The sequence below is a fragment of the Thermoflexus sp. genome (genome assembly GCF_042408815.1).
In the GTDB taxonomy this organism is placed as follows: domain Bacteria; phylum Chloroflexota; class Anaerolineae; order Thermoflexales; family Thermoflexaceae; genus Thermoflexus.
The window spans coordinates 1-24,133 of the sequence record NZ_JBHOQR010000035.1 but is presented as its reverse complement, the minus strand read 5'-3'; the positions used below and the strand labels follow the sequence as shown (position 1 = coordinate 24,133).

Here is a 24,133-nt window from a genome sequence, read left to right as displayed (position 1 = left end):
GGAGATGGTGATGCCGGGGGACAATGTGAACCTGCGGGTGCGGCTGATCGCGCCGGTGGCCATTGAGGAAGGGTTGCGGTTCGCCATCCGGGAAGGCGGCCTGACCGTCGGCGCCGGCGTCGTCACCAAAATCCTGGATTAAAAGTCACAACAGCGTATCCCCCTCTCGGAAAGGAAGGGTCTCCGATCCGAGATGGCCGGGTGCGCTGCTGGCGATGGGGGGAGTGTAGAGCCACCGGAACCGTGTATTCTCCCAGGCTGGACAGAAGGGCGAGGTTCTGGTAAAGTTAAAGAAGAGGCGGGTGAAGGCAAGCCAGGCCGCCCTTGCTTGCCTCGCGACCAGGATATCCTCTCCGTTATCCCGAGCATGCGGCTGAGGCAGCTATGGCGAAAGAAGTGAGGATCGTGATTACGTTGGCATGCACAGAATGCAAGGGGCGGAATTACACAACACAGAAGAATCGGAACAACGATCCAAATCGCCTGGAGCTTCGCAAATATTGTCCGCGATGTCGTAAGCATACCTTGCATCGGGAAACCAAGTAAGTTTCCTGAATCTTTTAAAGGTGCAGGCCGGTAGCTCAATAGGCAGAGCAGCGGACTCCAAATCCGCAGGTTCCAGGTTCGAGTCCTGGCCGGCCTGCCTGGGGTGGCCCTGGGACACCGCCATGCGGTGTCCCAGTTTGTGTTAAAGTAGGCGCAGTGGGCTCCAAGTTCATAGGGGAGGGAAGGCCGCTGCGTCCCTGGTAGGGCTCGATCAGATTCCGGGCCGTTGGGGGAATGGTGTGGCAACCCGATGAGCAAAAGGAGTGGACATCCTGTGGCGAAGGCGGCAGAGACTCGGCGATTCTTGCGAAGCGAGTGGGCCCCCCTTCGATATCTGCGAGAGGTTCAAGGGGAGCTCAAGAAGGTCCGCTGGCCAGACCGGCGGGAGTTGTATCGTCTGACCGGGGTGGTTCTGGCGGTCACCATAGGGATGTCGATCCTCCTGGGGTTGGTGGATTATTTCTTTTTCTGGCTATTCGGAGGGATTTTCACCACCCCTCAGGATCCTCTCCGGTTAGGCATTGCGATCGTGGGCACGCTGGGGGGGCTGGGCGCCCTGGTTTATGCTTTAACCCGGGATTGAAAAAGGGAAGCGGTCTTCCTCGGCGTTCGGCTGGAGCCTTTTTCCGGATCCCAACGGTTTTTGAGGGAAGGGTAGGCGGGGCTGGGCGGGGTGTGGAAGATGTCCCGCCCAGCTCTGTTTTGCGGTGAGATCTGGAAGAAGAGCGGGTTCGGAGTTCCGCAATCTTTCGGAAAAGGGAGCGCTATGAACGGGGAGGAAGAGCGGTTTGCATCTCCGGAATCCTTCGAAATAGACGAGGAACCTTTGGAGGAGTTGTTGCGTGAGCTGGAGGCCGCGGGAACTCCCGAGATGCCAACCCGTGAGACAAAAGAAGGGGAGGGGGGCGCGGCGGCTTCCGAGGGGGAAGGGGAAGATCGGTTGGTCGCCTCGACGGAACGAGCTTGGTATATTGTGCACTGTTATGCGGGCTCGGAACACAAAGTGAAGCACAGCCTGGAGCAGCGTATTGCTTCTCTGGGCATGCAGCATAAGATCTTCAACATTGTGGTTCCGGAGGAGGAAGAGATCGAGATCCGGGAAGGGAAGAAGCGGCCCGTTCGACGGCGAATTTACCCGGGTTATATCCTGGTGGAGATGATCATGGATGAGGACTCATGGGCGGTGGTCCGATTCACGCCTGGAGTCACCGGTTTCGTCGGAATGGGCAACCAACCCACTCCGCTGCGCCCGGAGGAAGTCCAGGCGATTTTCAAACGCATGGAGAGCAAGGCTCCACGAATCCGTGTCACCTTCAAGCCTGGACAGAAGGTTCGGATCACTGAAGGGCCTTTTGCGGATTTCGTGGGAATCGTGGATGAGATCGATCCGGACAAAGCGAAGATTCGAGTTCTCGTCTCTTTCTTCGGGCGGGAAACACCCGTAGAGCTGGACTTTACCCAGGTGGAGAAAATTTAGTAGACAGAGGGGATCATCTATGGCCAAGAAGGTCAAGGCAGTTATCAAACTGCAAATCGAAGCGGGCAAGGCGAACCCGGCACCGCCCATTGGGCCGACTCTGGCCCCCCATGGAGTCAACGTGATGGCGTTTTGCAAGGAATACAATGCCCGCACGGCGCACATGGCCGGCCAGATTGTGCCGGTGGAGGTCACGATCTACACGGATGGCTCCTTTACGATGGAGCTCAAGACTCCACCGGTGTCTGACCTTCTCCGCCGGGCGGCCGGCATTGAGAAGGGCTCCTCGGAGCCGAACCGGCAGATCGTTGGCCGGATCACCCGGCAACAGCTGCGGGAGATCGCGGAGCTTAAAATGAAGGATCTGAACACGGAGGACATTGAGGCGGCTATGCGGATGATCGCCGGCACGGCCCGTAGCATGGGGATCCAGATTGTGGATTAGGAGTTACCTTTTCCCGGAAGATATATAAATCCTCCGCGGATAAAGCCGTGGGAGGGCCGGAATGGCCCGTATGCACCACAGGAGGTTCCAAAAATGGGTGAGCGAGGGAAAAAATATCTGGAGGTGTTGAAGAAGGTGGATCGGGAGCGCCTCTATTCTCCCCGCGAGGCGATGGAGCTGGTCAAGGAGACCAGTTATACGCGCTTTGATGGCACGGTCGAAGTGCATATGCGCCTGGGAGTGGATCCTCGCCATGCGGATCAGCAAGTGCGGGGGGTGGTTGTTCTCCCCCACGGGTTGGGCAAGCGGGTTCGTGTCCTGGTGTTCGCGGCGGGGGAGGCAGCGCGAATTGCCCAGGAGGCCGGCGCGGATTATGTCATCAGCGATGATGAGGGGATCAAGCGGATCCAGGAAGGATGGACGGACTTCGATGTAGCCATTGCGACGCCGGATATGATGCCGAAAGTCGGCCGGTTGGGGCGGATCCTGGGCCCCCGTGGGCTAATGCCGAACCCTCGTGCGGGCACGGTGGTGAATCCCGAGGATCTCCCGCGGGCGATCCGGGAGGCGAAGGCGGGCCGGGTGGAGTTCCGGGTGGATAAGACCGCTAATCTCCATGTGCCCATTGGCAAGGTCAGTTTCTCGGTGGATCAATTGCTGGAGAATTTCGCAGCCCTGATGGACGCGGTGAAGAAAGCCCGGCCCTCCGGGCTGAAAGGGCCTTATATCCGAAAGGTGGTGGTCAGCGCGACCATGGGGCCCGGCATCAAGGTGGATCCAGTGGCGGCTCAATCTCTGGAAATCGCCGCTTGATCGAGTCTAGGCGGTTGCGAAGAGGAGGGGGTCAGCGCCAAGCGCGTTTTCCTGGTATTCTTAGGCGAACCCCTGCCGGTGAAGTCAGGTGCCCTTTCGCTTAAAGGGGCCAGAGCCCCGCCTGTCGAGGCAGGGCGCGGAGCAAGCCCTTTCTTGCCCATCACCAGATGGGTGAGGGGAAGGTCAGTGCGCCCTTGTCCGCCCAGGCAGGGGCGCACTGTTTTTTGCACACTGGGGCTCGCCTTCCGGGGGATGAGATGGCTGGGCTCCGCCCCCGGGAAGCCGGTTGCATGACTTCTAACCTGGTCGAGGAGGTGGGGCTTGCCGTTTACACGGGTTGAGAAGGAGCAGATGATCGCGCAGTATCGGGAGCTGCTCTCCCGCAGCCAGGCCCTGATCCTTGCGGACTACCAGGGGCTGGATGCGCAGGGCATGTATCGGCTTCGCCAGAAAGTAAAAAAGTCCGGCGGGGCCTTCCATGTCACAAAGAACACGTTGCTTCGTATTGCCCTGCAGCAGGCCGGGTGGACGGTTCCGGAAGATCTGCTGGAGGGTCCTACGGCAGCAGCCTTCTGCCTGGAGGATCCTTCGGCGGTGGCTAAAGCCCTGTTGGAGTTCGCCGAGGAGAACAAGATCCTCAAGATCAAGGGCGGGCTGCTGGACGGGCGCCGGCTGCGCCCGGAGGATGTGAAAGCGCTTTCCGAATTGCCGCCGCGCCCAGTAGTGCTGGGCCAGGTCCTGGGAGCGATCCAGGCCCCGGCCGCCCAGCTGGCCGGCGTGCTGACCACAGTTCTGCAGCAAGTCGTTGGCGTGCTGCAGGCGCGGGCCGATCAGCTGAAAGAGATTTCCCAAACCGCTTAAATCCTCTGGAGGTGATTTCCCCATGGCGGATCTTCAGAAGCTGGTTGAAGAGTTGAGCAACCTGACCTTGCTGGAAGCTGTGGAGCTCGTGAAGTTGCTGGAGGAGCGCTGGGGGGTGAAGGCGGCAGCCCCTGTCGCGGTTGCTGCCCCTGTTCCCGCGGCGGCCCCCGGTGCTCCGGCCGCGGCCCCAGCTGTTGAGGAGAAGACGGAGTTCGATGTAATCCTCAAGGAGGTCGGGCCGAAGAAGATCGAGGTGATCAAGGTGGTGCGCCAGCTGACCAACCTGGGGCTCAAGGAGGCCAAGGATCTGGTCGAGGCCGCCCCCAAACCGGTTCTCGAGGGCGTCAGCAAGGAAGTGGCTCAGGACGCCAAGGCGAAGCTGGAGGCGGTGGGCGCTGTCGTGGAGATCAAGTGAAAGCCGCGCAGCGTGGAAGGGAAAGGGTGGGGCGGGAAGTTTCACCCCCCGCCCCACGGCTTATTATGAACGGCCAGACGGTCTCCGAACTTGAACCCATTAGCTTCGAGCGGAATCGTCCGCTTGCAGGAACCGTGCATAGAGCTCGCGGAGGGCTTCCCCGGGATGTGACTCGTAATCCTCCGGCACCGGCAGTGTGGGGGGAGAGAGGACCGGGCGTTTCCGGGCGGCGAAGCGGGCGACGACTTCTACAGCGGGTTTGCGGCTCCCATCTGGACGCAGCAGCCCGAAGTGCCGCTCGTGCACCAGCCGGTCGCACGGGGGATGATCCCACAAATCGGGATGGTAATCGCTGAAACACCAGATGAAGGCCCCCAGCGCTCCCGCCTGATGCAGAGCTTCCAGCGCTCGCTCGAAGAAGGCGGCTGCTTCTTCCTCCGCGATGAGCGTGACCTCAAAGGGGCGATCTTCCAGCTGGCTCGAAACGTTGTGAGTGGGTTGACCCGGTGGGGCCGTGGGCAGTCCAAACTCTTCAAAGAGCACTGGTTTCCCGCCCAGGCTGGCGGTGAGACGCGCCAGGAAGGCCAGCGCCTGCTCATCCAGCGGATGACGTGCCCACTGGGCGTAAATCGGATAGCCGTGCATGCAGAGGAAATCCAGCATGGGCGCCAGGACGCGGATGCGGAACCCCAGATCCTTTTCCAGGACCGGACTGTGGAAGCCGACGGTGATGGGATGGGCAGGATCCATGGCACGGAGCGCGCGTGTGAGGGTGGCCAGCCAGCCCACGGCGGCCTCCGGGGTCCGAGGTCGCAGCACCAGGTCTGGCTCGTTCCCCAGATCCCAGGCGAGCAGAGCTGGGTGATCTCCCGCTGCCTGTGCCGCCGCTTCCAGCATCCGAACCTGGGCGTCCAGAGCCATGGGATCTTCGTAAAGATCCCGGAGGCGTCCTTTCACCACGCGTCCCCCCGCGATCAGCCGAAAGCGGGGATCGCTCTCTCGGTCCCCATCCAGAAGCCATGGCGGCAGCCAGTTCACGCCGCTCATATGTCCGGTGAAAAGGGTGACGATCACCCGGAGCCCATGCATGTGTGCCAGGTCCAGGACCTGACGGAGACGCTCGAGCATCTGTGGATCCACGGTATACGGCTCGGGCATGAAATCCTCCCACATGAGGAAGATGCGGACCCCATCCAGATGCCACGAGGCGATCTCCGCCATGTCCTCCCGGACCTCTTCCGGGTCGAAGCGCTTCCACCAGAACATCGCCTTGGTGCGCGGCCAGTAGTTCACGCCGACCACAAAGTGAGAATCCCACATCGCTACGAGTGCTCCCCTGGTAAGGATCAACGTCCCCGGCAGAATCGCTCCACATCTTCTTTTTGAACGGTCGCCACGCCGATCACCGAATCAGCCCCGCCGTAGTAAACATAATACGTCCCATTGATCTCCACGGCTCCGCATGTGAAGACCACATTGGGGACCTGCCCCTCACGCTCCCAGGAAGCCTCGGGAGCGAGGATGGGTGCCTCTTGGCGCCGGATCACCCGAGCGGGATCCTCCAGATCCAGGAGGGCGATCCCGAGCCGATATACCCGGTGATCATCGACCCCGTGGTAGAAGAGCAGCCATCCCCATTCTGTTCGGATCGGCTGCGCGCCGGCCCCAATCTTCCATGATTCCCAAGTCCCTGGGCGGGGTCGCATGATCACCTGGTGGTCCGTCCAGTGGATCAGGTCATCCGAATAGGCCAGCCAGATATCCGGAGGTCTCCGATGGAGCATGGCATACCGTCCTTTGATCTTCTCCGGGAAAAGAGCCGCGTCCTTGTTGTCTTCGTCCGGTAGAAGAATCCCGTGTCGCGTCCAGGTAATGAAGTTCGTGGTGGAGGCCATGGAGACCCGGACCTCGGATCCAGAATAGGCAGTGTAAATGACGTAGAATTTCCCTTCCAGCCATGTAATGCGCGGATCCTCCACTCCCCGGGCTTCCCATGGTGCAGCCGGGATCAGGACCGGCTGATCCAGCCGGTAAAAGTTCAAGCCATCCGAGCTGATCGCATACCCCAGGCGGGAGATCATATCCTCACCCATGGCGCGGTAGAGCATGTGAACCAGGCCGTTATGATAGACAACACCGGCATTAAAGACGTATCGGGACTCCCACGGGTGGTGGGGCAGAGGTTTCAGGATGGGTTCAGGATGACGGGCGAGACGAATCATCGGAGTCCTCCTCGTGATGATTGTGAGATGGGATGCGATGGGCAATCGCCCGCTGGATGGACCAGACCAGAAGCACCAGGAATCCCCCGCTGATCAGCAGCGCCATGACATCTACCACAAAGGCGGGGGATCCGGGAGTTAAGAAGGGAAGGGCCATCAGGGCAAGCAGGAACAGCGTCAGGCCCATCGTGAAGGCGAGGCGGCTGATGGCGGGTGCCATGGAGGGATCTCCTGAGCGAAATGACAAGCCACCTGGTGATCGGCTGGACCTTCCAGGACCGGCGAGATCTCGCGGCAGATCGGTTGGACGTATGGACAACGCGGATGGAAGCGGCATCCGGAAGGCGGCCGTCGCGGATCTGGCGGATCGATCTCCTGAAGGGCCATCGGGCGGATGGCTTGCGCAACCCGCGGATCCGGAACGGGGACCGCAGAGAGGAGGGCCTGGAGATAGGGATGGCGCGGGTTCTCCAGGACTTTGGGGAAGGCACCGTACTCCACGATCTTCCCCAGATACATGACCGCCAGTTGCCCTTCCTCCGCCAAGTATCGAGCGGTTGCCAGGTCGTGGGTGATGTATAGGATGGCGATGCCCAGGCGGCGGTTTAACTCGCGCAGCAGCTGCAGGATAGCAAGTCGCAGAGAGACGTCGATCATCGAGACCGGCTCATCGGCCACGATCAAACGCGGCTGCACCGTGAGCGCTCGAGCGAGGAGCACGCGCTGACGCTGGCCTCCGCTCAGCTGATGCGGATATTTATCCAGGAACAACTCTGGCGGCGTCAGACCGACCTGAGCCAGGAGTTCCGCTGATCGCTCGCGGGCCTCCCGTTCGTTCCGGGCGATTCGGTGATGAAGAAGAGGCGCCTTCAATGACTGATAAACCGTGCGGACGGGGTTCAAGGCGGCGAAAGCGTCCTGGTGCACCAATTGGACGGCCCGCCGGTATTGGAGGAAGGCACGGCGATTCATCGTCCACACATCCTGTCCCTGGAAAAGGAGGCGCCCTCGGGTCGGTCGGTAGAGGCCCGCCACCACTTTGCCCAGGGTGGTCTTCCCGCTCCCGGTTTCCCCGACCAGCGCCAGGATTCCCCCCTCCGGGATCGCCAGCGATACCCCGGCGACTGCTTCCACCCGTTCCCGGGATAGCCAGCCCCGTTGGAAGATCACCCAGACATCTTCCAGCGCGATCAGCGTTTGCCTCATCATAGAGCACGCTCGGAGTCTCTGCTCGGCGGAACGATCACTGTTGAGCTTGAATTCTGGTGAGGCAGAATGGCTCCTCCCCTTGGAGCGATCGACCTTACAGCTTCTGGGCCGGGGCTTCCTGGGCGACCCGTCGCCAGTGATGACATGCCACACGACGATTGCCGACCTCCTCGAGTTCCGGCTCCGCCCGGCGGCACATTTCATCCGCATACGGACATCGAGGATGGAAGCGGCAGCCCGGAGGCGGATGCCGCAGGTCCGGGGGAGCCCCGGGGATCGGACGCTTCCCGGTCAGATCTCCGCGGAGGGTCGGCACCGCCTGAAGGAGGCCCCGCGTATAGGGATGATAGGGGGATTCGAACAGGGTCACCGTGGGCGCCTCTTCCACGATCTGACCGGCATACATGATCAGGACCCGGTGGGCCGTCTTCGCCACCACGGCCAGGTCATGGGTCAGGAGGAGCATCGTCAACCCCATCTGCTCCTGGATCTCCCGCAGGATCTCCAGGATATGGGCCTGAGTGATCACATCCAGGGCTGTGGTGGGCTCGTCCAGGATCAGGAGGCGGGGGTTCATGAGCAGGCTCATGGCGATCAGCACCCGCTGGCGCATCCCCCCGCTGAGCTCGTGGGGATAGGCCCGGAGAACCCGGGAGGGCTCCAAGCGGACCATGCGCAGACACCGGGCAGCTCGATCTAGGATCTCATCGCGGGGCATGGCCTGATGGGCCCGCACGGTTTCCATCATCTGTTCCGCGATGCGCATGACGGGGTTGAGGGCATTCTGGGCCCCTTGGAAGACCATCGCGATGTCGCGCCATCGGCGCTCCCGCATCTGAGCCTCGCTGAACCGGAGGAGATCCACCGGCTCCCCCTTGCCCTCTTCCCACCACAGCAGACGGCCTCCGGAGATGAAGCCGGGCGGCGGGACCAAGCGGATCAGCGCCAAGGCGGTAGTGCTCTTGCCGCTTCCGCTCTCCCCGACGAGGGCAATGAATTCCCCCTGAGCCAAGTCAAACGACACACCATCCACGGCGGTCAGGAACCCATGCCGCCCCAGATCGAAGGCGACGCGCAGATCGCGAACCTGCAACAGAGGCTTCATGCCGGTGCTCGGAGACGAGGGTTCAGGATCTCATCCAGACCATGGGCGAAGAAGATAGCTCCCAATTGGAAGAGGACGATCGCTGCCATCGGTGCGATCACGTAGTGAAGGGCGTTAGGGATATAGATCGCGCCTGTTTGGAACACAGCCAAGTTGAGCATGGTGCCCCAGTTGGTGGGGGAGAAGGGAGCCAGCCCCAGGAAGATCAGTCCAACGCTGGCCGTGATAGCATCCCGCATCATCCGAATGAAGTGAATAACCACGAACGGGGTCAGGTTCGGGAACAGTTCCCGGGCCAAGATATGGGTGGTCCCCAGACCTAAGACACGGGCAGCTTCGATGAATTCCCGCTCCTTCAATGAGAGGATCTGGGAACGGACGGCCCGGGCCAGCGGCCCCCACATCCACAGACTGATCAGCACCGCGAACCCCACCGGATCCCGGATCTGAAACACAGAGCCGATCAAAAGGTAGACTGGCACCGCAGGTACTGTGAGCTGGATGTTGGTCAGCAGCATGAGGAAACCATCCACCATCCCTCCAGAATATCCGGCGAGGGCCCCGATTCCCACGGCTATGGACGTGGTGAAGAGGGCCGTGAGGATAGCGATGGCCAGCACATCCCGGGAGCCGTGGACGATTTGGGCCAGCACATCCCGACCGGCGTAATCAGTCCCCAGCGGGTGGGCCAGGGATGGCGGACGGAAGCGCTCGGCGTATCGCATTGTCGAATCCATGGGGATCAGCTCAGGACCGACGAGGGCCATCAGCAGATAACCGGCCAGGATCAAGCCCCCTATTGCCGCCCGGCGGTTTCCTCGCAATGCCCTGAGGAGGTCGCTCAGAAATGTGCGCATCCTAGTCCTCCATCCGGATGCGGGGATCCAGCAGGGGGTAAATGAGATCTGCGATCAGGTTGGCCAGCACAATGGCCACGGTGGTGAGGATCAGCAATCCCCGCATCATGCCGTAATCCCGGTGATCCAGGGCGAACTTGAAAAACCATCCGATCCCCGGGTAGTGGAAGACCGTTTCGATAAGGACGGAGCCTCCAAACATTCCCCCGAAGGCGAGGGCCAGGCCGGTGACCATAGGAAGGATCGCGTTGCGGCCGACATAATGGGTTAGGATGCGACGTTCCCGGAGACCCCGGGCCCGGGCGAAGGCGATGAAATCTTCCCCCAGGACGGAGATCGCGCTCCCCTTCATCGCCAGAGCCCAGGCTCCGATGTTCTCCAGGGTATAGGCGAGGATCGGCAATGTGGCATGGTGGAACACGCTGAGGATAAAAGGCATGTTGAATCCCGGAGACAGATGGCTGTCATAGGCTCCCTTGGAGGGGAACCATTTCAGGTTAAGGGCGAGGAGAATCAGCAACAGGAGCGCCGTCAGGTAATCTGGCGTTGCGTCCGTCAGGGAGGCGTAGCTGGTGACCAGGGGATCCAACCAGGAGCGCCGGCGGACGGCGATCACTAATCCCAGCAGCGCTCCGATTCCAAAACTCAGGAGGAGAGCGATCGAGAGGACGAAGACCGTCCAGGGTAGGGCCTGGAAGAGGATCTGATTCACCGAGATCCGGTAAAAATATGAGAAGCCCAGGTTCCCCCGCAGAAGCTCCCGCAGCCACTCCAGATAGCGGTCCAGAAGCGGGCGAGTGGGGTCATACCCTACCATGCTGCGCACTTGGGCGTAGGCCACCTCGATGGAGACCCCGCGGGCCTGGGCGATTTCCTGAGCCATTAGGTAGAAGATATCCCCTGGCGCCTGCTCAACTACGACAAAAGTGATGCTGGCGACCAGCCAGATGGTCAACGCTGCCAGAAGCACCCGTCGGATCCACCGCATCTGCGTTCCGCCCCTTTCCACGATTCATCCTTCGCCAGTCGGCCTTGACGAAGAAGGAGCAACCTGTGAAGCATGCAGGGGATAGGCTGGGCGTTCTTGTGCCCAGCCTATCCCTTTTGCGGAGCAAACAGCGCAGCGCAGTTGCCGTTCCCTTTCGGGATCGTCCAGCTATGGGGCCGGCTTCAGGATGCCCTCGATGAGCAGGTGGGCATAGAACCGCTCGATCGCGCCGGGCGCCACTGTCCACAGCGGATCATTCTCCGCCGGCCAGCCGGTCACCCGCACGCCGTCGACGTGGAAGATCATCAGACGCTTTTCCAGCAGGCTGAGGACCGGGAGGTTCTCATTGGTGATCCAGGCCAGCTGGCGGACGATGGCCTTCTGGCGCTCCGGGTTCGGCTCCTTCGACAGGCTATCCAGCGTTTGGGCGATGTTCACATCCTCTCCCTGGGGCCCCTTCGCGGTGGACATCAGATCCTTCGCCCCGGTGAATTCTGCCGCCTCTCCCTGATAGAGGCGATCGTATCCGGTCAGCGGGTGGGCTGTACCCCACCAGGTGCTGCCGAACTGGATCGCCATGTCGAACTGGCCGCCCCGGAGCGTCGTGGGGTATACTCCGGGCTCGACGGTGCGGGTTCGCACTCGGAAGCCGTGCTGGTTCAGCTGGGTAGCGATCGCCTCGGCGGCCAGGGTCCAATCTGTGGCCCCAGCCTGAGCCAGGATCTCAAACTCAGGAGTTCGGCCCGCGGGATCCCGCCATTTGCCGTCTGGGCCCTTCGTCCAGCCCAGCTCTTTGAGCAGCGCCTCCGCCTTCGCCGGGTCCGGGGCGTAGGCGCTGAGGGTGCTTAGGAAATCCTTCCCCAGCCACTGCTCCTCGAAGGACTTCAGGACGCCGTGGGAGTAGGGGGCGGAAGTGAGCCCGGCGTAATAGGCCACCTCGCGCACCTTGTCGCGATCGATCAAATAGGCCATGGCCTTGCGGAAGCGGACGTCGTTGAAAGGCGCCTTGCGCAGATTGAAGAGCAGGGCGAACTCCGATAGGTCCGTGACTAGGTGAAGCCGCGTTTTCGGCTGCCGCTGCAGGATCTGGTCCGCGACGTCCTTCGGGGCGGCGGCGTGGCTGGCGTCCAGCTCCCCGGCCAGATGGAATGCCCACATCACCTCGTTCGAGGTCCAGCGCAGGAAGCGGATGCGATCGATCTGGATCTTGCTTGCGGCGTAGTGGTGCGGGTTCTTCGTCAAGATCATCTCCGAGGCGCTGACGGTCTCCACCTGGAAGGGGCCGATGGCGATGGGCTTCTCCGGCTTGAAATTAGAGAGCTCCTGGCGAACCTTGTTCAGTGCCCCCTCGGCCTCCGGGCCAGTTTGGCCCAGCCATTTGGCGGCTTCCTCGGCGAACTTCCCGTAGGCTGATGCGTTGACCAGGATAGGGGCGCTGCCGATCAGGGCCTTGGGGTTCGCCAGTGGTTGCTTCCATACAATGACTGCCGTCCGATCGTCAGGCGTCTCCACCCGATCGACCTCGCCTGGCCAGTTCCACATTAACTTCATCAGGGCAAAGGAGGCCCACACGTCTTTGCTGGTGAAGGGTGTTCCATCCGACCAGCCGGTCTGGCGCAGCCGGAAGGTGATCCGGTCCGGGGCTTCCTGGAAGGATTCTGCTAAGCTGGGGATTGCCTCGCCGGTAGCGGGGACATAGATCAAGAGGGGCTGGAAGACGAACCACCATGCCCCGCCGACCCCACCGGAGGCGAAGGGGTTGCCGTGATAGGCGGGCGGGACCTCCCAGGTGGTGCCCAGCACGAATTCCTTCGGTCGTGGGGCAGAGGTGGGGGTGACGACTTTCTCGATCACAACGGGGGTAGGGGAAGCGGCTGGCCCGGGGGATGGCGTGGGGGTCGGCGCGCAGGCGCTCAGCAATACGGCCAGCGCTGTAAGGGCGAAAACCCATGCCATCGTCATACAGGATCCTCGGGACATGGCGGACCTCCTTTCCTCAAGATGGGGTGAGAGAGCCTCCACAGGACGCACGCACAACCAGCTGGGTTTCGATGCGGACATGAATGGCAGGCTGCTCTGGGTTCTTCATCAGATCGAGCAGCCGCGTCACAGCCAGGACCGCCATTTTGGATCGAAAGACTCGCATGGTGGTGAGGGGGGGGTCGGTGTGTACGGCGATGGGATCATCGTCGAAGCCCACCACGGCGATATCTTCGGGGATCCGCAGGCCATGCGCCCGGACGGCCCGTATGGCGCTGGCGGCGGTGGGATCGTTGGCCGCGATCAGGGCGGTGGGTCGGGCTCGCTGTAGAAGGATTTGCGTTGCCAGGAACCCTCCCTCGAAGCCTCGCTCTCCCTCTGCCACTAGTGTGGGGTCGAAAGATATGCCATGGGCTTCAAGCGCTTGGCGGTAGCCTTCAAACCGCTCCCGAAAGCTCAGGTTATCCATGGTTTCTGTGATGAAAGCGATTCGACGATGTCCCAGGCGGATTAGATGGGTCGTGGCCTGGAAGGCACCACCGATATTGTCGGTGAAGACACTGTCCACCCCAGGCATGTGGTTATCGACCAGCACCATTGGGAAGCGACGCTCTTTCAATGTCTGGATCAGGGAGGCTGGCAGATCGCAGCCAACCAAGAGCAGGCCATCGACACGGTTCTCCTTGATCAGGGCAGGGAGTGCCTCATCCTCCACGGTAGCAAAGTGGAGGTGATAGCGATGGCGGCGCAGTTCGCGCTCCACCGCTGTCAGGATCTCGCCGTAGAAAGTGTGAGGGGAAAGGGATTGGAGGGCATGGATAAGGAAGCCGATGTTTTCCGTGCGGCGCAGCACCAGGCTACGGGCCGCCATATCTGGGGCATACCCCAGCTCCTCTGCAATCCGCAGGATCCGCTCCCGGGTCGCCTCCTCCACCCGTCCCCGTCCACTCAGCGCCCGCGATACGGTCGCAATCGAAACCCCCGCTCGTTTTGCAATCGCTTTCAAAGTCGGTCGAGACATTTTAATTGATTTAAAATTATTATTCCAAAAAATGCAAAAATTACTCAATCATTAGGTTGGTAATGGATGGTTTGTTTTCATATATTTTCTGGATACGTTTGAGAAATCGTTTTCACTCCAATTTTAAGAGGGAGGAAAGAATTTGTCAAGGGGATGTGGGCCTTCGCCGGTAAGAGGCAGGATGGGGAAGCGGCTAGGAAGATTTTTGGGGGAGGGGGAAAGCTCGGCAGGTTCTTCAGGGAGCCTCTGGCTCCTTGGAGAAATCTGGCGAGGTCGCAGATCCCGTCTGTGTGCGTCTACCCTGGCGCTTCGGCGTTCGGTTCATGCTTCCATTCCCCCTCTCCACCCTAGAGGTCTTGTGTGGGCATCTCTTGAAATGCAGGCGGCGCACCCCAAAGGGTGCGCCGCCTGGTCGCAGATGGAGAGAGGTCCGGATTATGGCCCGTTCTTCATTATCAGCGGCAGATAGATGGTCGCCGCCGTGGGGGCGAAGTGGACGATGACCGGAACCTGCAACGCCGTGAGGGCAGGGGTCGGGCCGATGAAGAGCAGGCCGTAATAAGTGGCCGGCGGAGTGACAGGCTTCGAGAACTTCACCTGGAAGGACACCGGCATGCCTGCGGCTATCGGCCCGGACGGCACACCGCTGACGGTGAGATCCGTGCCCTGGATCGCGTTGATGGTGATGTCGAAAGGCTGGCTTCCGCCGGGCACGTTCCAGCCGTGGACTGCGATCCAGTAGCGTCCGTCCGGCGGCCGGGTCAGGCGGACCCGCTCGAACGCCGTGGGCGTAGTCGAAGAAGCAACCAGGGCGTCCTGGGTGCCGCACTCGAAAACCCCGTCGCCATCGTCCCTGTAGACATACAGGTCAATGTCGAGCCCAGCCACCCCGCTGGCTGTGGTCACCTCCAGCAGCCCGCCGTTGCTGATGGTTTGCGAGATCACCCAGCTGGCCGTGCACGGGTTGTTGGGATCATCCTGGTAAGCGGTCTGGTTGAGGAGCACAGTGGGCTGGCTCAGGCCGAAGGCCAGGACCTGGATGCCCTCGGAGATTGTGCGAGTGGTGGAGAAGGTCTGGGTCCAGTTCCCGAAGGTGACCGGTGTGGTGATCACCACGGGGAACGGGAGTGCCTGGACCGCGTAGGCGGCCCCCACGAGAGGCTCGCCGAGCTGCCTTCCGGCGTAGAGGACGTTATGCAGGGCGATGAAGCCCAGGCCATCCCGGATCTCACCGGCCACGATCTCCCGCGGCCCACCGGTGGCGGTATCAAAGGTGAAGATGCCTGCACCGATATTGGTGTCATTGCTCCCGCCCACCTGCTCGACACTCTGGGGGCCGAAGAAGGTAGGATCTAGGGTGGAGTAGAAGTCCGTGGCGCGGCCGAAGATCCAGGTGTCCACATCGGTGGGGGTTGTGACCCAGCGGGTGTCCACGATCATCGCCTGGCCAGGGGCGGCGGTGCCGTTGGGGATGTCGAAGTAATAGAGCCGCCAATCGCCAGCCTCATAACGCCAGGACCAATCAAAGCCCCCGAAGAGGTGGCCATTGTCGTAGGGCTGGTCGCCGATGGGCTCAGTCAGGGAGGCAGCTCCGAAATCGAAGGTGGGCCCGTTGGCGGCCACATGCACCACCACCGGGATCACGTGCTTGTGTGGGCCGTGGCTCACCTCAATAGCCCCCTCGTAGACGCCGGGCCGCGCTGTGGAGGGCACCGACAGGGTGGCCTGGAATGTGGCATCTCCGCCCGCGGGCAGGCTCACGCTGGAGGCCGAGAGGCTCAGCCAGCCCCAGTCTGCTTTCTTGTAGAAAGTGAGGCGGACCTGCAAGGTGACCGGGTCGCTGCCGGTGCGGCGCTGGACCCCAAGGAAGACCCCGTCGTGGCGTCGGGAGAGGCTATCCCGGCCCAGGCTGGCTTCCAGATAGGTGCCGCTGGGGTAGCCGTAGGTGAAGCGGTTGTATTCCAAGCAATACGGGAGAGGCGGACAAGACACCCGATCGATTTCGGACCAGGAATCAATGTAGCCGTTGTTATTGATGTCTGTCCACAACTTCCCGTTGCCGTTCAGATCCTTCCAGTCGTAGAAGAGAACTCGCCAGCGGTTATCATAGTTGTAATCGCCGTTCTTGTCGAACACATCGTAGGGGAAGATCACCTGGGCTCGCACGAGATCCGGGTCATAAGCGTTGATGAGCGGGGTGATGTCCGTCACCCAGCTTGGACGGGTGAAGGGTGAGGGGCTGAAGGATGGGAAGGAGAGCGTGAAGGTGACCTCCGCGATCCTCTGGAGGGTGACATCCTGCAGGCTCACCGAGAAGGGCGCGCTGGTGGGGTTGTGGATCGTAAACGTCTTCACGGCGGACTGGCCGGGCAGCATGATGGCGGGGAAGGATGGGTATGCCACGCCCCGGTAGCTGCCCGGGTTCCACTGGGCCGGCTCCACCCAGTAGCCATAGTTCATCCCGGCGGCAATGTCGGTGGCCCGGTTCGCATCCACGTTGCCGGATCCCTGGGTGAGGACATCATAGCCCAGGTCGTGGGCGCCGTTGAGGAAGATCGCTCGGGCTTCCTGCCATGTCGGCCAGCGGCCATGCCTGGCTTTGAAGGCGTGGTAGACCAGGGCCAGGTTGCCTGCAGCGATGGGGGTGGCCATCGATGTCCCGCCGAAGATATCGTAGGCTGCTTGGCCATTGCCGAAGTAGATGTTCAGCGGGTTGGCGCCGGTGCCCCACGCGCCCACCGCCACCACGTCGGGCGCCACGTCCCCCAGGGTGGTAGGACCACGGTTGGACCAGGGCTGCACATCGCCGTAGGTGAACCGGTCCGGGGTCACGAACTCAAAGTAAAGCAGGGAGCCGTAGGAGGTGCTGGCGCCCACATCGATGATGGAGCCGCCGTCAGGCTCGGTGACGGTGCCGTAGCCGTGGCCGCCGTTGCCTGTGGCCACCAGGAAGGCGGCGTGGGGAGCAAAGTAATTGTTCAACCAGTGGGCGAAGCGGGAGGTCGCATCCCAGCCATCGTTGATCGTTGCGCTGGCCCCCCAAGAGTTGTTAATGATCTGGGCCTCGTCCCCGCTGTTGGGGATGCCGTCAAAGCCCAGGGCGGCCAGGGCCCAGGAGTCAAAGGGCAGGTAAAAGCCGTTCTGGAAAGCGGCTACTTTGGCCTTCGGAGCCATGCCCGCGAGCACTGGCCCGCCGGCGCCGCCGGAGTTCGCCGCGCCTGCGAAAAGCGGATTGATGGGCCCAACCCCTTCGGGGTCGGTGATCACGCCCTGGGCGGCGATGTCGCCCGCCACATTGGTGCCGTGGCCCTCTTCATCTCCAACAAAAGCGATCAGGCGCCCGGCAGGGGGCACCGCAACACTGGGATACAACGCGGAGACACCCGGCGGTGGGTTGACGCCGTCGGCGATCCAGGTCAACATCCCGGCGGAGAGATCCCAGACCCCGTCTGTTCCGGGAGCCCCGGCGGCGTCGAACAGATCGGCCCCTGCCAGCTCGCTGCCTTTGCGCATCGGCTTCTCGTCGGTGAGATCCTGGTCGAAATCCACATCGACATACACCGTGTCGTAAACCCCAGGTGCGGCCTCGTCGGCCACGATGACGACGGCAGGTGCCCCAATGGTTGCCGCATAGCCCAGCCCCAAGGACCAGCCTGCTATCAGATGTTGGATGTCCGGATGCACCGTGTAGTAATACCGGCCGCTGCGGGAGCGGTCAGGCCATACAAAGAGGAGGGTAGAGGTCGGAACGTTGGTGAAGTCCAGCGTGAGAGCCGCAGTGCATGTGACGCCGTTGCATGTGGCCCCGGAGACCGGCAAGGTGTGGGCGAACCAGGTCAGGGTGACCAGGTCCCAGTAATTATCCGGGCCGATTGTAAGGGTGGGATCCAGCGCATAGAAGGCACCGGAGAGGGTGTTATATGCGAAAGGCCAGCCGGCGTAGGGGCCCGAAGGAATACGAGCCTGGGTGCCCTGAAGGTCCGGATGGCCAAAATCCACCCCGGTGTCCACGACGGCAACCACCACCCCGGCGCCGGTGTAGCCCTTGGCCCAGGCGGCGGAGGCGCCATGGATGTCCTTCACTTTCACGGTGGCCGGCTGGATTCCGGATTCGGGCGCGGCGGATGGGAGGGCTCCCTCCGGCCGGACACGATCGGGTTTCCCAGGCTGCGGCCGCATGGGAGGCGACGGCCGGAGCTCCCGGAGCTTCTGGAACAACAGGCTCTTGCCGCCCTGCTGCAGCAGAGCGCGGATCTCCTTCACGCTCAGACGCTCCCGCTGAGGCTTCGCCTCGTCATCCCACGGAGGTTCCACCGGTTGGTAAGACTCCGTAGAGATCACCGAGATCACCCCGGGGATTCCTGCCAGCTTCTTGAGTTGAGTGTCCAGGAGCTCACCGACCGCCCAGCGGATGCCGTTCAGGGGTTTGCTATAGACCACCCGCCGCATCAGCCCGTTGAGGTCCGTGTCTTTTGTCATCAGGATGCTGACCAGCACCGGGCGATGGGTAGGGCGGAGGGCCAGCGGACGGAGGTCTGGAGCCAGCTTGCTTAGCGCAGGATCTGAGGCGGTTTCCACGCGGGGGCTCGGGGAGGGAGGTGAAGGGGCGGAAGTATAGTCGGATGAAGGATGGGAAGCGGATGGATTCGCGGGGATCAAGGCACTGACCGAGGGAGTTGCTGGGCCTGCAATCAAACCGATCACTGATAGGAGAAGCACCACGCGCCAGAGGATTCTCCAGAGCATAGGCGCCTCCTGGCGATTATAGGTCTATTTTTATTCTAAAACAAGAGATTCAATTGTCAAGTCCCATACACGGAGTGGCCGCCCTCCCGTGCCCCGATTACAATAACCCTGGTTATCCGAAATCCGGGCGCTGCTTCTGCCTTGAGGGAGCCTTCCGGCCCGGGTGGATCCTGAACCTCTCAGGAGGTGTCGCATGGCCGTGGAGCGCTTTGGAGCTGTGACGTTTCGCGGTAAGCCGTTGACGGTGATCGGGGAGCCCCTCCGGGTAGGCGATCCGGCCCCCGATGTGGAACTGGTGGCTCCCGATCTGAGCCCCTTCCGGATCCGCAGCACCGATGGAAAGATCCGAATCCTCAGTGTGGTCCCCTCCCTGGACACCGGGGTGTGCGATGCCCAGACCCGTCGGTTCGACCAGGAAGTGGCCCGATTGGGGGACGAGGTCGTGCTGATCACCGTCAGCGCCGATCTCCCCTTTGCCCAGCGGCGCTGGGCGGCTGAGGCCAACGCCCAGCATGTGATCCTGGCCTCGGATCATCGGGAGATGGCCTTCGGGCAGGCCTACGGCACGTATGTCAAGGAGCTTCGCCTGGAGCAGCGCGCCGTCTTCGTGCTGGACCGCGATGGGACGATCCGGTATGCAGAATATGTTCCGGAAATCGCCCAGCATCCCAACTACGATGCGGTTCTGGAAGCTGTCCGCGCCCTGCTGGGTCAGCCGGAGCCCCGCTGAGCCGCAGCCTCCGTCCCAGCCTCAGGGGGAGGGGGATGGCATAGCCGTCTTCCTCCCCCATTCTCCTTGAGCCTCCCTCGAGCCCGATCCGATTGAACTGGAAAGGAACCGAGGGCCGTGCTATGCTGAGAAACTGGCCCATTTTGATGAGAAGGCGGCCGTGCGGCCATGGCGAAGGGGAAGATCATCGTTCGTGGCGCCCGCGAGCACAACCTCAAGAACATCACGGTGGAGATCCCCCGCGAGAAGCTCGTGGTCATCACCGGCCTCTCCGGCTCCGGGAAATCCAGCCTGGCCTTCGACACCCTCTACGCCGAAGGCCAGCGGCGATACGTGGAGTCGCTCTCCGCCTATGCCCGTCAGTTCCTGGGGCTGATGGAGAAGCCAGATGTGGATCAGATCGAGGGGCTCTCCCCGGCCATCTCTATCGACCAACGAGGGGCCTCCCACAACCCCCGCTCCACCGTGGGGACGGTGACGGAGATCTACGACTACCTCCGCCTGCTCTTCGCCCGCGCCGGAGTCCCTCACTGCCCCCGCTGTGGCCGGGAGGTCCAGAAGCAAAGCCCTGAGCAGATTGTGGAGGCCATCCTCGCCCTCCCGGAGGGCTCCCGCATCATGATCCTGGGCCCCGTGGTGCGCGGCCGCAAGGGCCACCACGGCCCCGTCTTCGAAGAGCTCCGCCGCATGGGTTTTGTCCGCGCCCGCGTGGATGGAGCCATCCGAGACCTGGATGAGCCCATCGAGCTGGATCGCTATAAGATCCATCACATCGAGGCGGTGGTGGATCGCCTGGTTGTGCGCCGGGACGGGGCGGATCGCTCCCGTCTGCAGGATTCTGTGGAGACCGCCCTGCGGCTGGGGGATGGGCTGGTGATCGTGCACAACGCCTCGGCGGAGCCGCCGGAGGACCTGCTGTTCAGTGAGCACTTCGCCTGCCCCTACTGCAACCTCAGCCTGCCTGAGCTCGAGCCCCGCCTGTTCTCCTTCAACAGCCCCAAAGGCGCTTGCCCGACTTGCGAAGGCCTTGGGGTGCAGCTGGAGCTGGATCCAGATCTCCTCATTCCCAACAAGGACCTCTCCTTATCACAAGGAGCCATTGTAGCCTGGGGTGGGGAAGAGGAAGGCGGCTATTACTGGCAGCTGCTGGAAGCGGCCTGCCGCGCCTTCGGCATCCCTACCGACGTGCCCGTGCGGACCCTTTCCCCGGATCAGCTGCGCCTTCTCCTCTATGGGGCGGGCGAGGGCGTGCGGGTCCCTGTTCGCTATCAGGCCCGGGATGGGAGCTGGCGGGTTTATGAGGCGCCCTTTGAAGGGGTGATTCCCAACTTGCGCCGCCGGTATGAAGAGAGCACCTCAGATTCCTTCCGGGCGCGGGTGGAGGGATGGATGAGCGAGCGGCCATGCCCGGCCTGTGGCGGGGCGCGGCTGCGGCCGGAAGCCCTGGCCGTCACCGTGGCAGGCAAGAATATCTACGAGGTCACCCGGATGTCCGTCGTCGAGGCCATGCGCTGGATCGAGGCCCTGCGGGGGGATAACGGGCAGCCGCCGCTGCTCTCCGCGCGACAGCGGACCATCGTCTCCCAGGTTCTGCAGGAGCTACACAATCGACTGCGTTTCATGGTGGACGTGGGCCTCGACTACCTGACCCTGGACCGACCGACAGCCACCCTATCGGGAGGGGAGGCCCAGCGCATCCGTCTGGCCACGCAGATCGGCAGCCAACTCACCGGCGTGCTCTATGTGCTGGACGAGCCGAGCATCGGCCTGCACCCACGGGACAACGAGCGGTTGATCCGGACCCTGAAGCGGCTGCGGGATCTGGGGAACACGGTGTTGGTGGTGGAGCACGACGAAGCCATGATCCGGGCCGCCGATTGGGTGATCGACCTGGGGCCAGGAGCAGGGGAGCAGGGGGGGTACGTGGTAGCCCAGGGTCCGGTTGAAGCCATCATGCGCAACCGCCGCTCCCTTACCGGGGCCTACTTGGCGGGTCGATTCACCATCCCGATCCCGGCCCGCCGTCGCCCCGGCAACGGACGCTTCCTGATCGTCCGGGGGGCTCGTGAGCACAACCTGAAGAACATTGACGTGCGCTTCCCCTTGGGCTGTTTCATCTGTGTGACTGGCGTCTCAGGCTCCGGCAAGAGCACCCTAGTGGTGGAGATCCTCTACAAGCGTCTGGCTCAGATCCTCTATGGCGCCCGCGACCCGGCGGGGGCCCATGAGGCGATCGAGGGCGTCGAGCTCATCGATAAAGTGATCAACATCGATCAGTCTCCGATCGGACGAACCCCGCGCTCCAATCCGGCGACCTATACGGGCGTGTTCACCGACATCCGCGATCTCTTCGCTAGCCTGCCCGAGAGCAAGCTGCGGGGGTATGGCCCGGGGCGTTTTTCCTTCAATGTTAAGGGCGGCCGCTGTGAGGCGTGCGAAGGCCAGGGCCAAATCCAGATCGAGATGCAATTTCTCCCCGATGTGTTTGTGACCTGCGAGGTGTGTCGGGGAGCGCGCTTCAACAAGGAAACGTTGCAGATCCGTTATCGCGGGAAGAGCATTGCCGATGTACTGAATATGACCGTAGACGAGGCCTATGAGTTTTTCGAGGCCTTTCCCTCCATCCGTCGCAAGCTCCAGACCCTCCGGGACGTCGGGCTTGGTTACATCCGGCTGGGCCAGCCGGCGCCGACCCTCTCCGGCGGTGAGGCGCAGCGGGTGAAGCTGGCGAAGGAGCTCTCCCGCCGGCCGACCGGCCATACCCTCTACATCCTGGACGAACCCACGGTGGGTCTGCACGCGGCCGATGTCCAGAAATTGATCGATGTCCTGCAGCGTTTTGTGGACCAGGGCCACACGGTGATCGTCATTGAGCACAATCTGGATGTCATCAAGGTGGCCGACTGGATCATCGATCTGGGGCCGGAGGGGGGAGAGCGGGGCGGGTATGTGGTGGCGGAGGGCACTCCTGAAGAGGTCGCGCGGGCAGAGGCCTCATATACCGGGCAATTCCTGCGTCGGGTCCTTCGGGGGGGAGAGATCCCTTCCAACGGGCGGCGGCGCGAGAAGCGCTGAACAAAGCGGGGGTGGGTGGCCACACAGCCCACCCCACGACTCCGCCGCCTCCTCCAGATTCGAACTCCCGCCGCATCCCCTCCAGGCGATCCCGTCGTTGCAGGATCTCCTCCTGTGTTGGGAGGAGGAGGGCGACCTGCTCCTCGGTGCGGGCCAGGGCCTCCTCCCGGCGGCGCTGGCCCGCACCGGTGTGGATCTGGGCCTCCGTGAGGCGGATCATTGAGTCAATCCGGCGGGTCAGGATTCCGTCTGTTGTTGTGTGGTCGCCAGCGTGCGGATCACTTCCCGCATCTGACGAAGCGCCTCCACCAGCGCGTGCAGAGCGCTGGCCAGCAGGAGCCGGCGCAGCTCCTCCTGCCATTCTGGATGCTCCTTTAAGGCCTGAAGCAGATCCTGGAAATCCTCGGCGTTGAAGGACGCGAATCACCCCCGCGCCCGAATCCTCGAGGGGCTTGTGGGTTCCGGGCAACCCCTCCTATTATTAGGATAGCTGTTTTTCGGCGTTTGTCAGACGGAACGGGAGGGACTTCTCCATGATCCCCAATCGCGCTTTGCTTCGAATGCGGAAGGGGGAAGCGACCATCGGCGCCTGGCTGGGCCTGGGCAGCCCGTATGCGGCTGCCCTGATGGCCCGCCTGGGCTTCGACTGGCTAGTGGTGGACGTCGAGCACAGCCCCTTTGGTTACGATGCGATGGTCCAGAGCGTGATGGCGATTCTCCCCACGGGCACTGCTCCCCTGGTTCGGGTGCCATGGAACGATCCCGCGTGGATCAAACGGGCCCTGGACACCGGGGCGCTAGGGATTGTGGTGCCGATGGTGATGAACGGTGAGGAGGCTCGACGGGCGGCGGAGGCCGCCCGCTTCCCGCCTCACGGGATCCGCTCGGTGGGGGCCTGGCTGGGGCCCCGCCTGCATGGGGAGGATTACCTACAGGCCATCGATGCGGAGATCCTGGTGGTGGTCCAGATTGAGCACATCCAGGCGGTGGAGCGGGCGGAGGAGATCTGCACGGCAGAAGGGGTGGATGTGATCTTCATCGGCCCCAATGACCTGGCCTCCTCGATGGGCCTGCGGGGAACCGATTTTCGGGAGAACCCCGATTGGGAGAAAGCGGTCCAAACCGTCCTGCGGGCGGCCCAGTGGGCTGGCCGGCCGGCTGGGATAATGTGCATGTCTGTTGAGGAAGCCTTGCAACGGCGGGCTCAAGGGTTCCAGTTCTTGGCCGTCGCCTCCGATGTTCGCTATATCGAGGGGATGGCCCAGGAGGTCTTGCGGCGGTGGCAGGCGTGAAAGCCCTTCTTTGCGATGGTGCATGAACGCAACCGGGCCCGGCGAAGGCGGCCGGGCCCGGTGGGCTGGGGAGGGAGGACTCGAACCTCCACCCTCGGCTCCAAAGGCCGGTGTCCTGCCCCTTAGACGACTCCCCAAGGCTCGTCCTCATTATAGCGCAGCGTCGTCTTTGGGGTCAATCATTGTTCTGTCTCCGGCCTTTAGGGTTGGTGCGGATTGAAGGTGCGGATGAAGGCGATGATGTCGGCCAGATCCTGATCGGTCAGAGCCGGGTTGCCTCCCTTCGGCGGCATATCCACCCCCGTGGTGTTGGCCGGATCCGTCGCCGGCCGTCCCCTCTTGATGAACTCC

The 24,133-nt window shown here is 62.5% G+C and carries 20 protein-coding genes, 2 tRNA genes and 1 pseudogene; 12 read left to right on the top strand and 11 right to left on the bottom strand.

The genetic code is table 11. From position 1 onward, the window contains the following. From tuf to rplL, 9 genes and pseudogenes are all read left to right on the top strand, one after another. A pseudogene (tuf, locus tag ACFMO3_RS11525) lies at nucleotides 1-142 on the top strand (elongation factor Tu); the annotation flags it as partial. Between the two features lie 242 nt (nucleotides 143-384). Beyond that, the gene (gene rpmG / locus ACFMO3_RS11520) at nucleotides 385-546 is read left to right on the top strand and encodes a 50S ribosomal protein L33 (protein ID WP_322802659.1); all 162 of its coding nucleotides are present in this window, start codon (nucleotides 385-387) and stop codon (nucleotides 544-546) included. Nucleotides 547-570: 24 nt separating this feature from the next. After that, a tRNA-Trp gene (locus ACFMO3_RS11515) sits at nucleotides 571-643 on the top strand. A gap of 177 nt (nucleotides 644-820) precedes the next feature. Continuing rightward, nucleotides 821-1,129: a preprotein translocase subunit SecE gene (secE, locus tag ACFMO3_RS11510; protein WP_376790553.1), complete on the top strand. Its 309-nt coding sequence runs from the start codon at nucleotides 821-823 to the stop codon at nucleotides 1,127-1,129. A 255-nt stretch (nucleotides 1,130-1,384) separates the two neighbouring features. Beyond that, nucleotides 1,385-2,023, top strand: a complete 639-nt coding sequence (gene nusG, locus ACFMO3_RS11505; RefSeq protein WP_376790552.1) for a transcription termination/antitermination protein NusG — start codon at nucleotides 1,385-1,387, stop codon at nucleotides 2,021-2,023. 19 nt (nucleotides 2,024-2,042) lie between these two features. Then, nucleotides 2,043-2,468, top strand: coding sequence for a 50S ribosomal protein L11 (gene rplK / locus ACFMO3_RS11500; protein ID WP_322802656.1), 426 nt, complete (start codon nucleotides 2,043-2,045; stop codon nucleotides 2,466-2,468). Nucleotides 2,469-2,561: 93 nt separating this feature from the next. Continuing rightward, entirely contained in the window at nucleotides 2,562-3,281 is a 720-nt protein-coding gene (rplA, locus tag ACFMO3_RS11495) for a 50S ribosomal protein L1 (RefSeq protein ID WP_376790551.1), read from the top strand. Between the two features lie 321 nt (nucleotides 3,282-3,602). Further along, the gene (gene rplJ / locus ACFMO3_RS11490) at nucleotides 3,603-4,142 is read left to right on the top strand and encodes a 50S ribosomal protein L10 (protein WP_376790550.1); all 540 of its coding nucleotides are present in this window, start codon (nucleotides 3,603-3,605) and stop codon (nucleotides 4,140-4,142) included. A 22-nt stretch (nucleotides 4,143-4,164) separates the two neighbouring features. After that, nucleotides 4,165-4,557 carry a 50S ribosomal protein L7/L12 gene (gene rplL / locus ACFMO3_RS11485; RefSeq protein WP_376790549.1) on the top strand — a complete coding sequence of 131 codons (393 nt, stop codon included), beginning with the start codon at nucleotides 4,165-4,167 and terminating at the stop codon, nucleotides 4,555-4,557. A gap of 99 nt (nucleotides 4,558-4,656) precedes the next feature. Here the strand turns inward: rplL and ACFMO3_RS11480 are convergent, their stop codons facing one another. The 10 genes from ACFMO3_RS11480 to ACFMO3_RS11435 form a co-directional block, all read right to left on the bottom strand. Further along, nucleotides 4,657-5,877, bottom strand: a complete 1,221-nt coding sequence (locus tag ACFMO3_RS11480; RefSeq protein ID WP_376790548.1) for a cellulase family glycosylhydrolase — start codon at nucleotides 5,875-5,877, stop codon at nucleotides 4,657-4,659. 26 nt (nucleotides 5,878-5,903) lie between these two features. Then, the gene (locus ACFMO3_RS11475; protein ID WP_376790547.1) at nucleotides 5,904-6,779 is read right to left on the bottom strand and encodes a glycosidase; all 876 of its coding nucleotides are present in this window, start codon (nucleotides 6,777-6,779) and stop codon (nucleotides 5,904-5,906) included. Continuing rightward, complete coding sequence (locus ACFMO3_RS11470; protein WP_376790546.1) at nucleotides 6,754-6,999, bottom strand: hypothetical protein; 246 nt, start codon at nucleotides 6,997-6,999, stop codon at nucleotides 6,754-6,756. Before ACFMO3_RS11470 ends, ACFMO3_RS11475 begins: the two co-directional genes overlap by 26 nt. After that, a complete protein-coding gene (locus ACFMO3_RS11465) occupies nucleotides 6,957-7,988 on the bottom strand; it encodes an ABC transporter ATP-binding protein (protein WP_376790545.1) in 1,032 nt (343 codons plus the stop codon). The genes ACFMO3_RS11470 and ACFMO3_RS11465 overlap by 43 nt, the downstream gene beginning before the upstream one ends. A gap of 94 nt (nucleotides 7,989-8,082) precedes the next feature. Next, nucleotides 8,083-9,093, bottom strand: coding sequence for an ABC transporter ATP-binding protein (locus tag ACFMO3_RS11460; protein ID WP_376790544.1), 1,011 nt, complete (start codon nucleotides 9,091-9,093; stop codon nucleotides 8,083-8,085). After that, nucleotides 9,090-9,950, bottom strand: coding sequence for an ABC transporter permease (locus ACFMO3_RS11455; RefSeq protein WP_376790543.1), 861 nt, complete (start codon nucleotides 9,948-9,950; stop codon nucleotides 9,090-9,092). The genes ACFMO3_RS11460 and ACFMO3_RS11455 overlap by 4 nt, the downstream gene beginning before the upstream one ends. Nucleotide 9,951: 1 nt before the next feature. Next, nucleotides 9,952-10,938, bottom strand: coding sequence for an ABC transporter permease (locus tag ACFMO3_RS11450; RefSeq protein ID WP_376790542.1), 987 nt, complete (start codon nucleotides 10,936-10,938; stop codon nucleotides 9,952-9,954). A 168-nt stretch (nucleotides 10,939-11,106) separates the two neighbouring features. Next, nucleotides 11,107-12,918: an ABC transporter substrate-binding protein gene (locus ACFMO3_RS11445; protein WP_376790541.1), complete on the bottom strand. Its 1,812-nt coding sequence runs from the start codon at nucleotides 12,916-12,918 to the stop codon at nucleotides 11,107-11,109. Between the two features lie 16 nt (nucleotides 12,919-12,934). Beyond that, the gene (locus ACFMO3_RS11440) at nucleotides 12,935-13,939 is read right to left on the bottom strand and encodes a LacI family DNA-binding transcriptional regulator (RefSeq protein WP_376790540.1); all 1,005 of its coding nucleotides are present in this window, start codon (nucleotides 13,937-13,939) and stop codon (nucleotides 12,935-12,937) included. A 435-nt stretch (nucleotides 13,940-14,374) separates the two neighbouring features. Continuing rightward, nucleotides 14,375-18,517, bottom strand: a complete 4,143-nt coding sequence (locus ACFMO3_RS11435) for a S8 family serine peptidase (protein ID WP_376790539.1) — start codon at nucleotides 18,515-18,517, stop codon at nucleotides 14,375-14,377. A gap of 361 nt (nucleotides 18,518-18,878) precedes the next feature. Between ACFMO3_RS11435 and tpx the strand changes: the two genes are divergently transcribed. The 3 genes from tpx (at nucleotide 18,879) to ACFMO3_RS11420 (ending at nucleotide 23,782) form a co-directional block, all read left to right on the top strand. Then, on the top strand, nucleotides 18,879-19,415 hold the full coding sequence (gene tpx / locus ACFMO3_RS11430) for a thiol peroxidase (protein WP_376790538.1): 537 nt from the start codon (nucleotides 18,879-18,881) through the stop codon (nucleotides 19,413-19,415). A gap of 168 nt (nucleotides 19,416-19,583) precedes the next feature. Next, entirely contained in the window at nucleotides 19,584-22,490 is a 2,907-nt protein-coding gene (uvrA, locus tag ACFMO3_RS11425) for an excinuclease ABC subunit UvrA (protein WP_376790537.1), read from the top strand. A gap of 533 nt (nucleotides 22,491-23,023) precedes the next feature. Further along, on the top strand, nucleotides 23,024-23,782 hold the full coding sequence (locus ACFMO3_RS11420) for an HpcH/HpaI aldolase/citrate lyase family protein (protein ID WP_376790536.1): 759 nt from the start codon (nucleotides 23,024-23,026) through the stop codon (nucleotides 23,780-23,782). 65 nt (nucleotides 23,783-23,847) lie between these two features. On the opposite strand, the gene ACFMO3_RS11415 is transcribed toward ACFMO3_RS11420, so the two are convergent. Then, nucleotides 23,848-23,919 (bottom strand) — tRNA-Gln (locus tag ACFMO3_RS11415). Nucleotides 23,920-24,133: the final 214 nt, after the last annotated feature.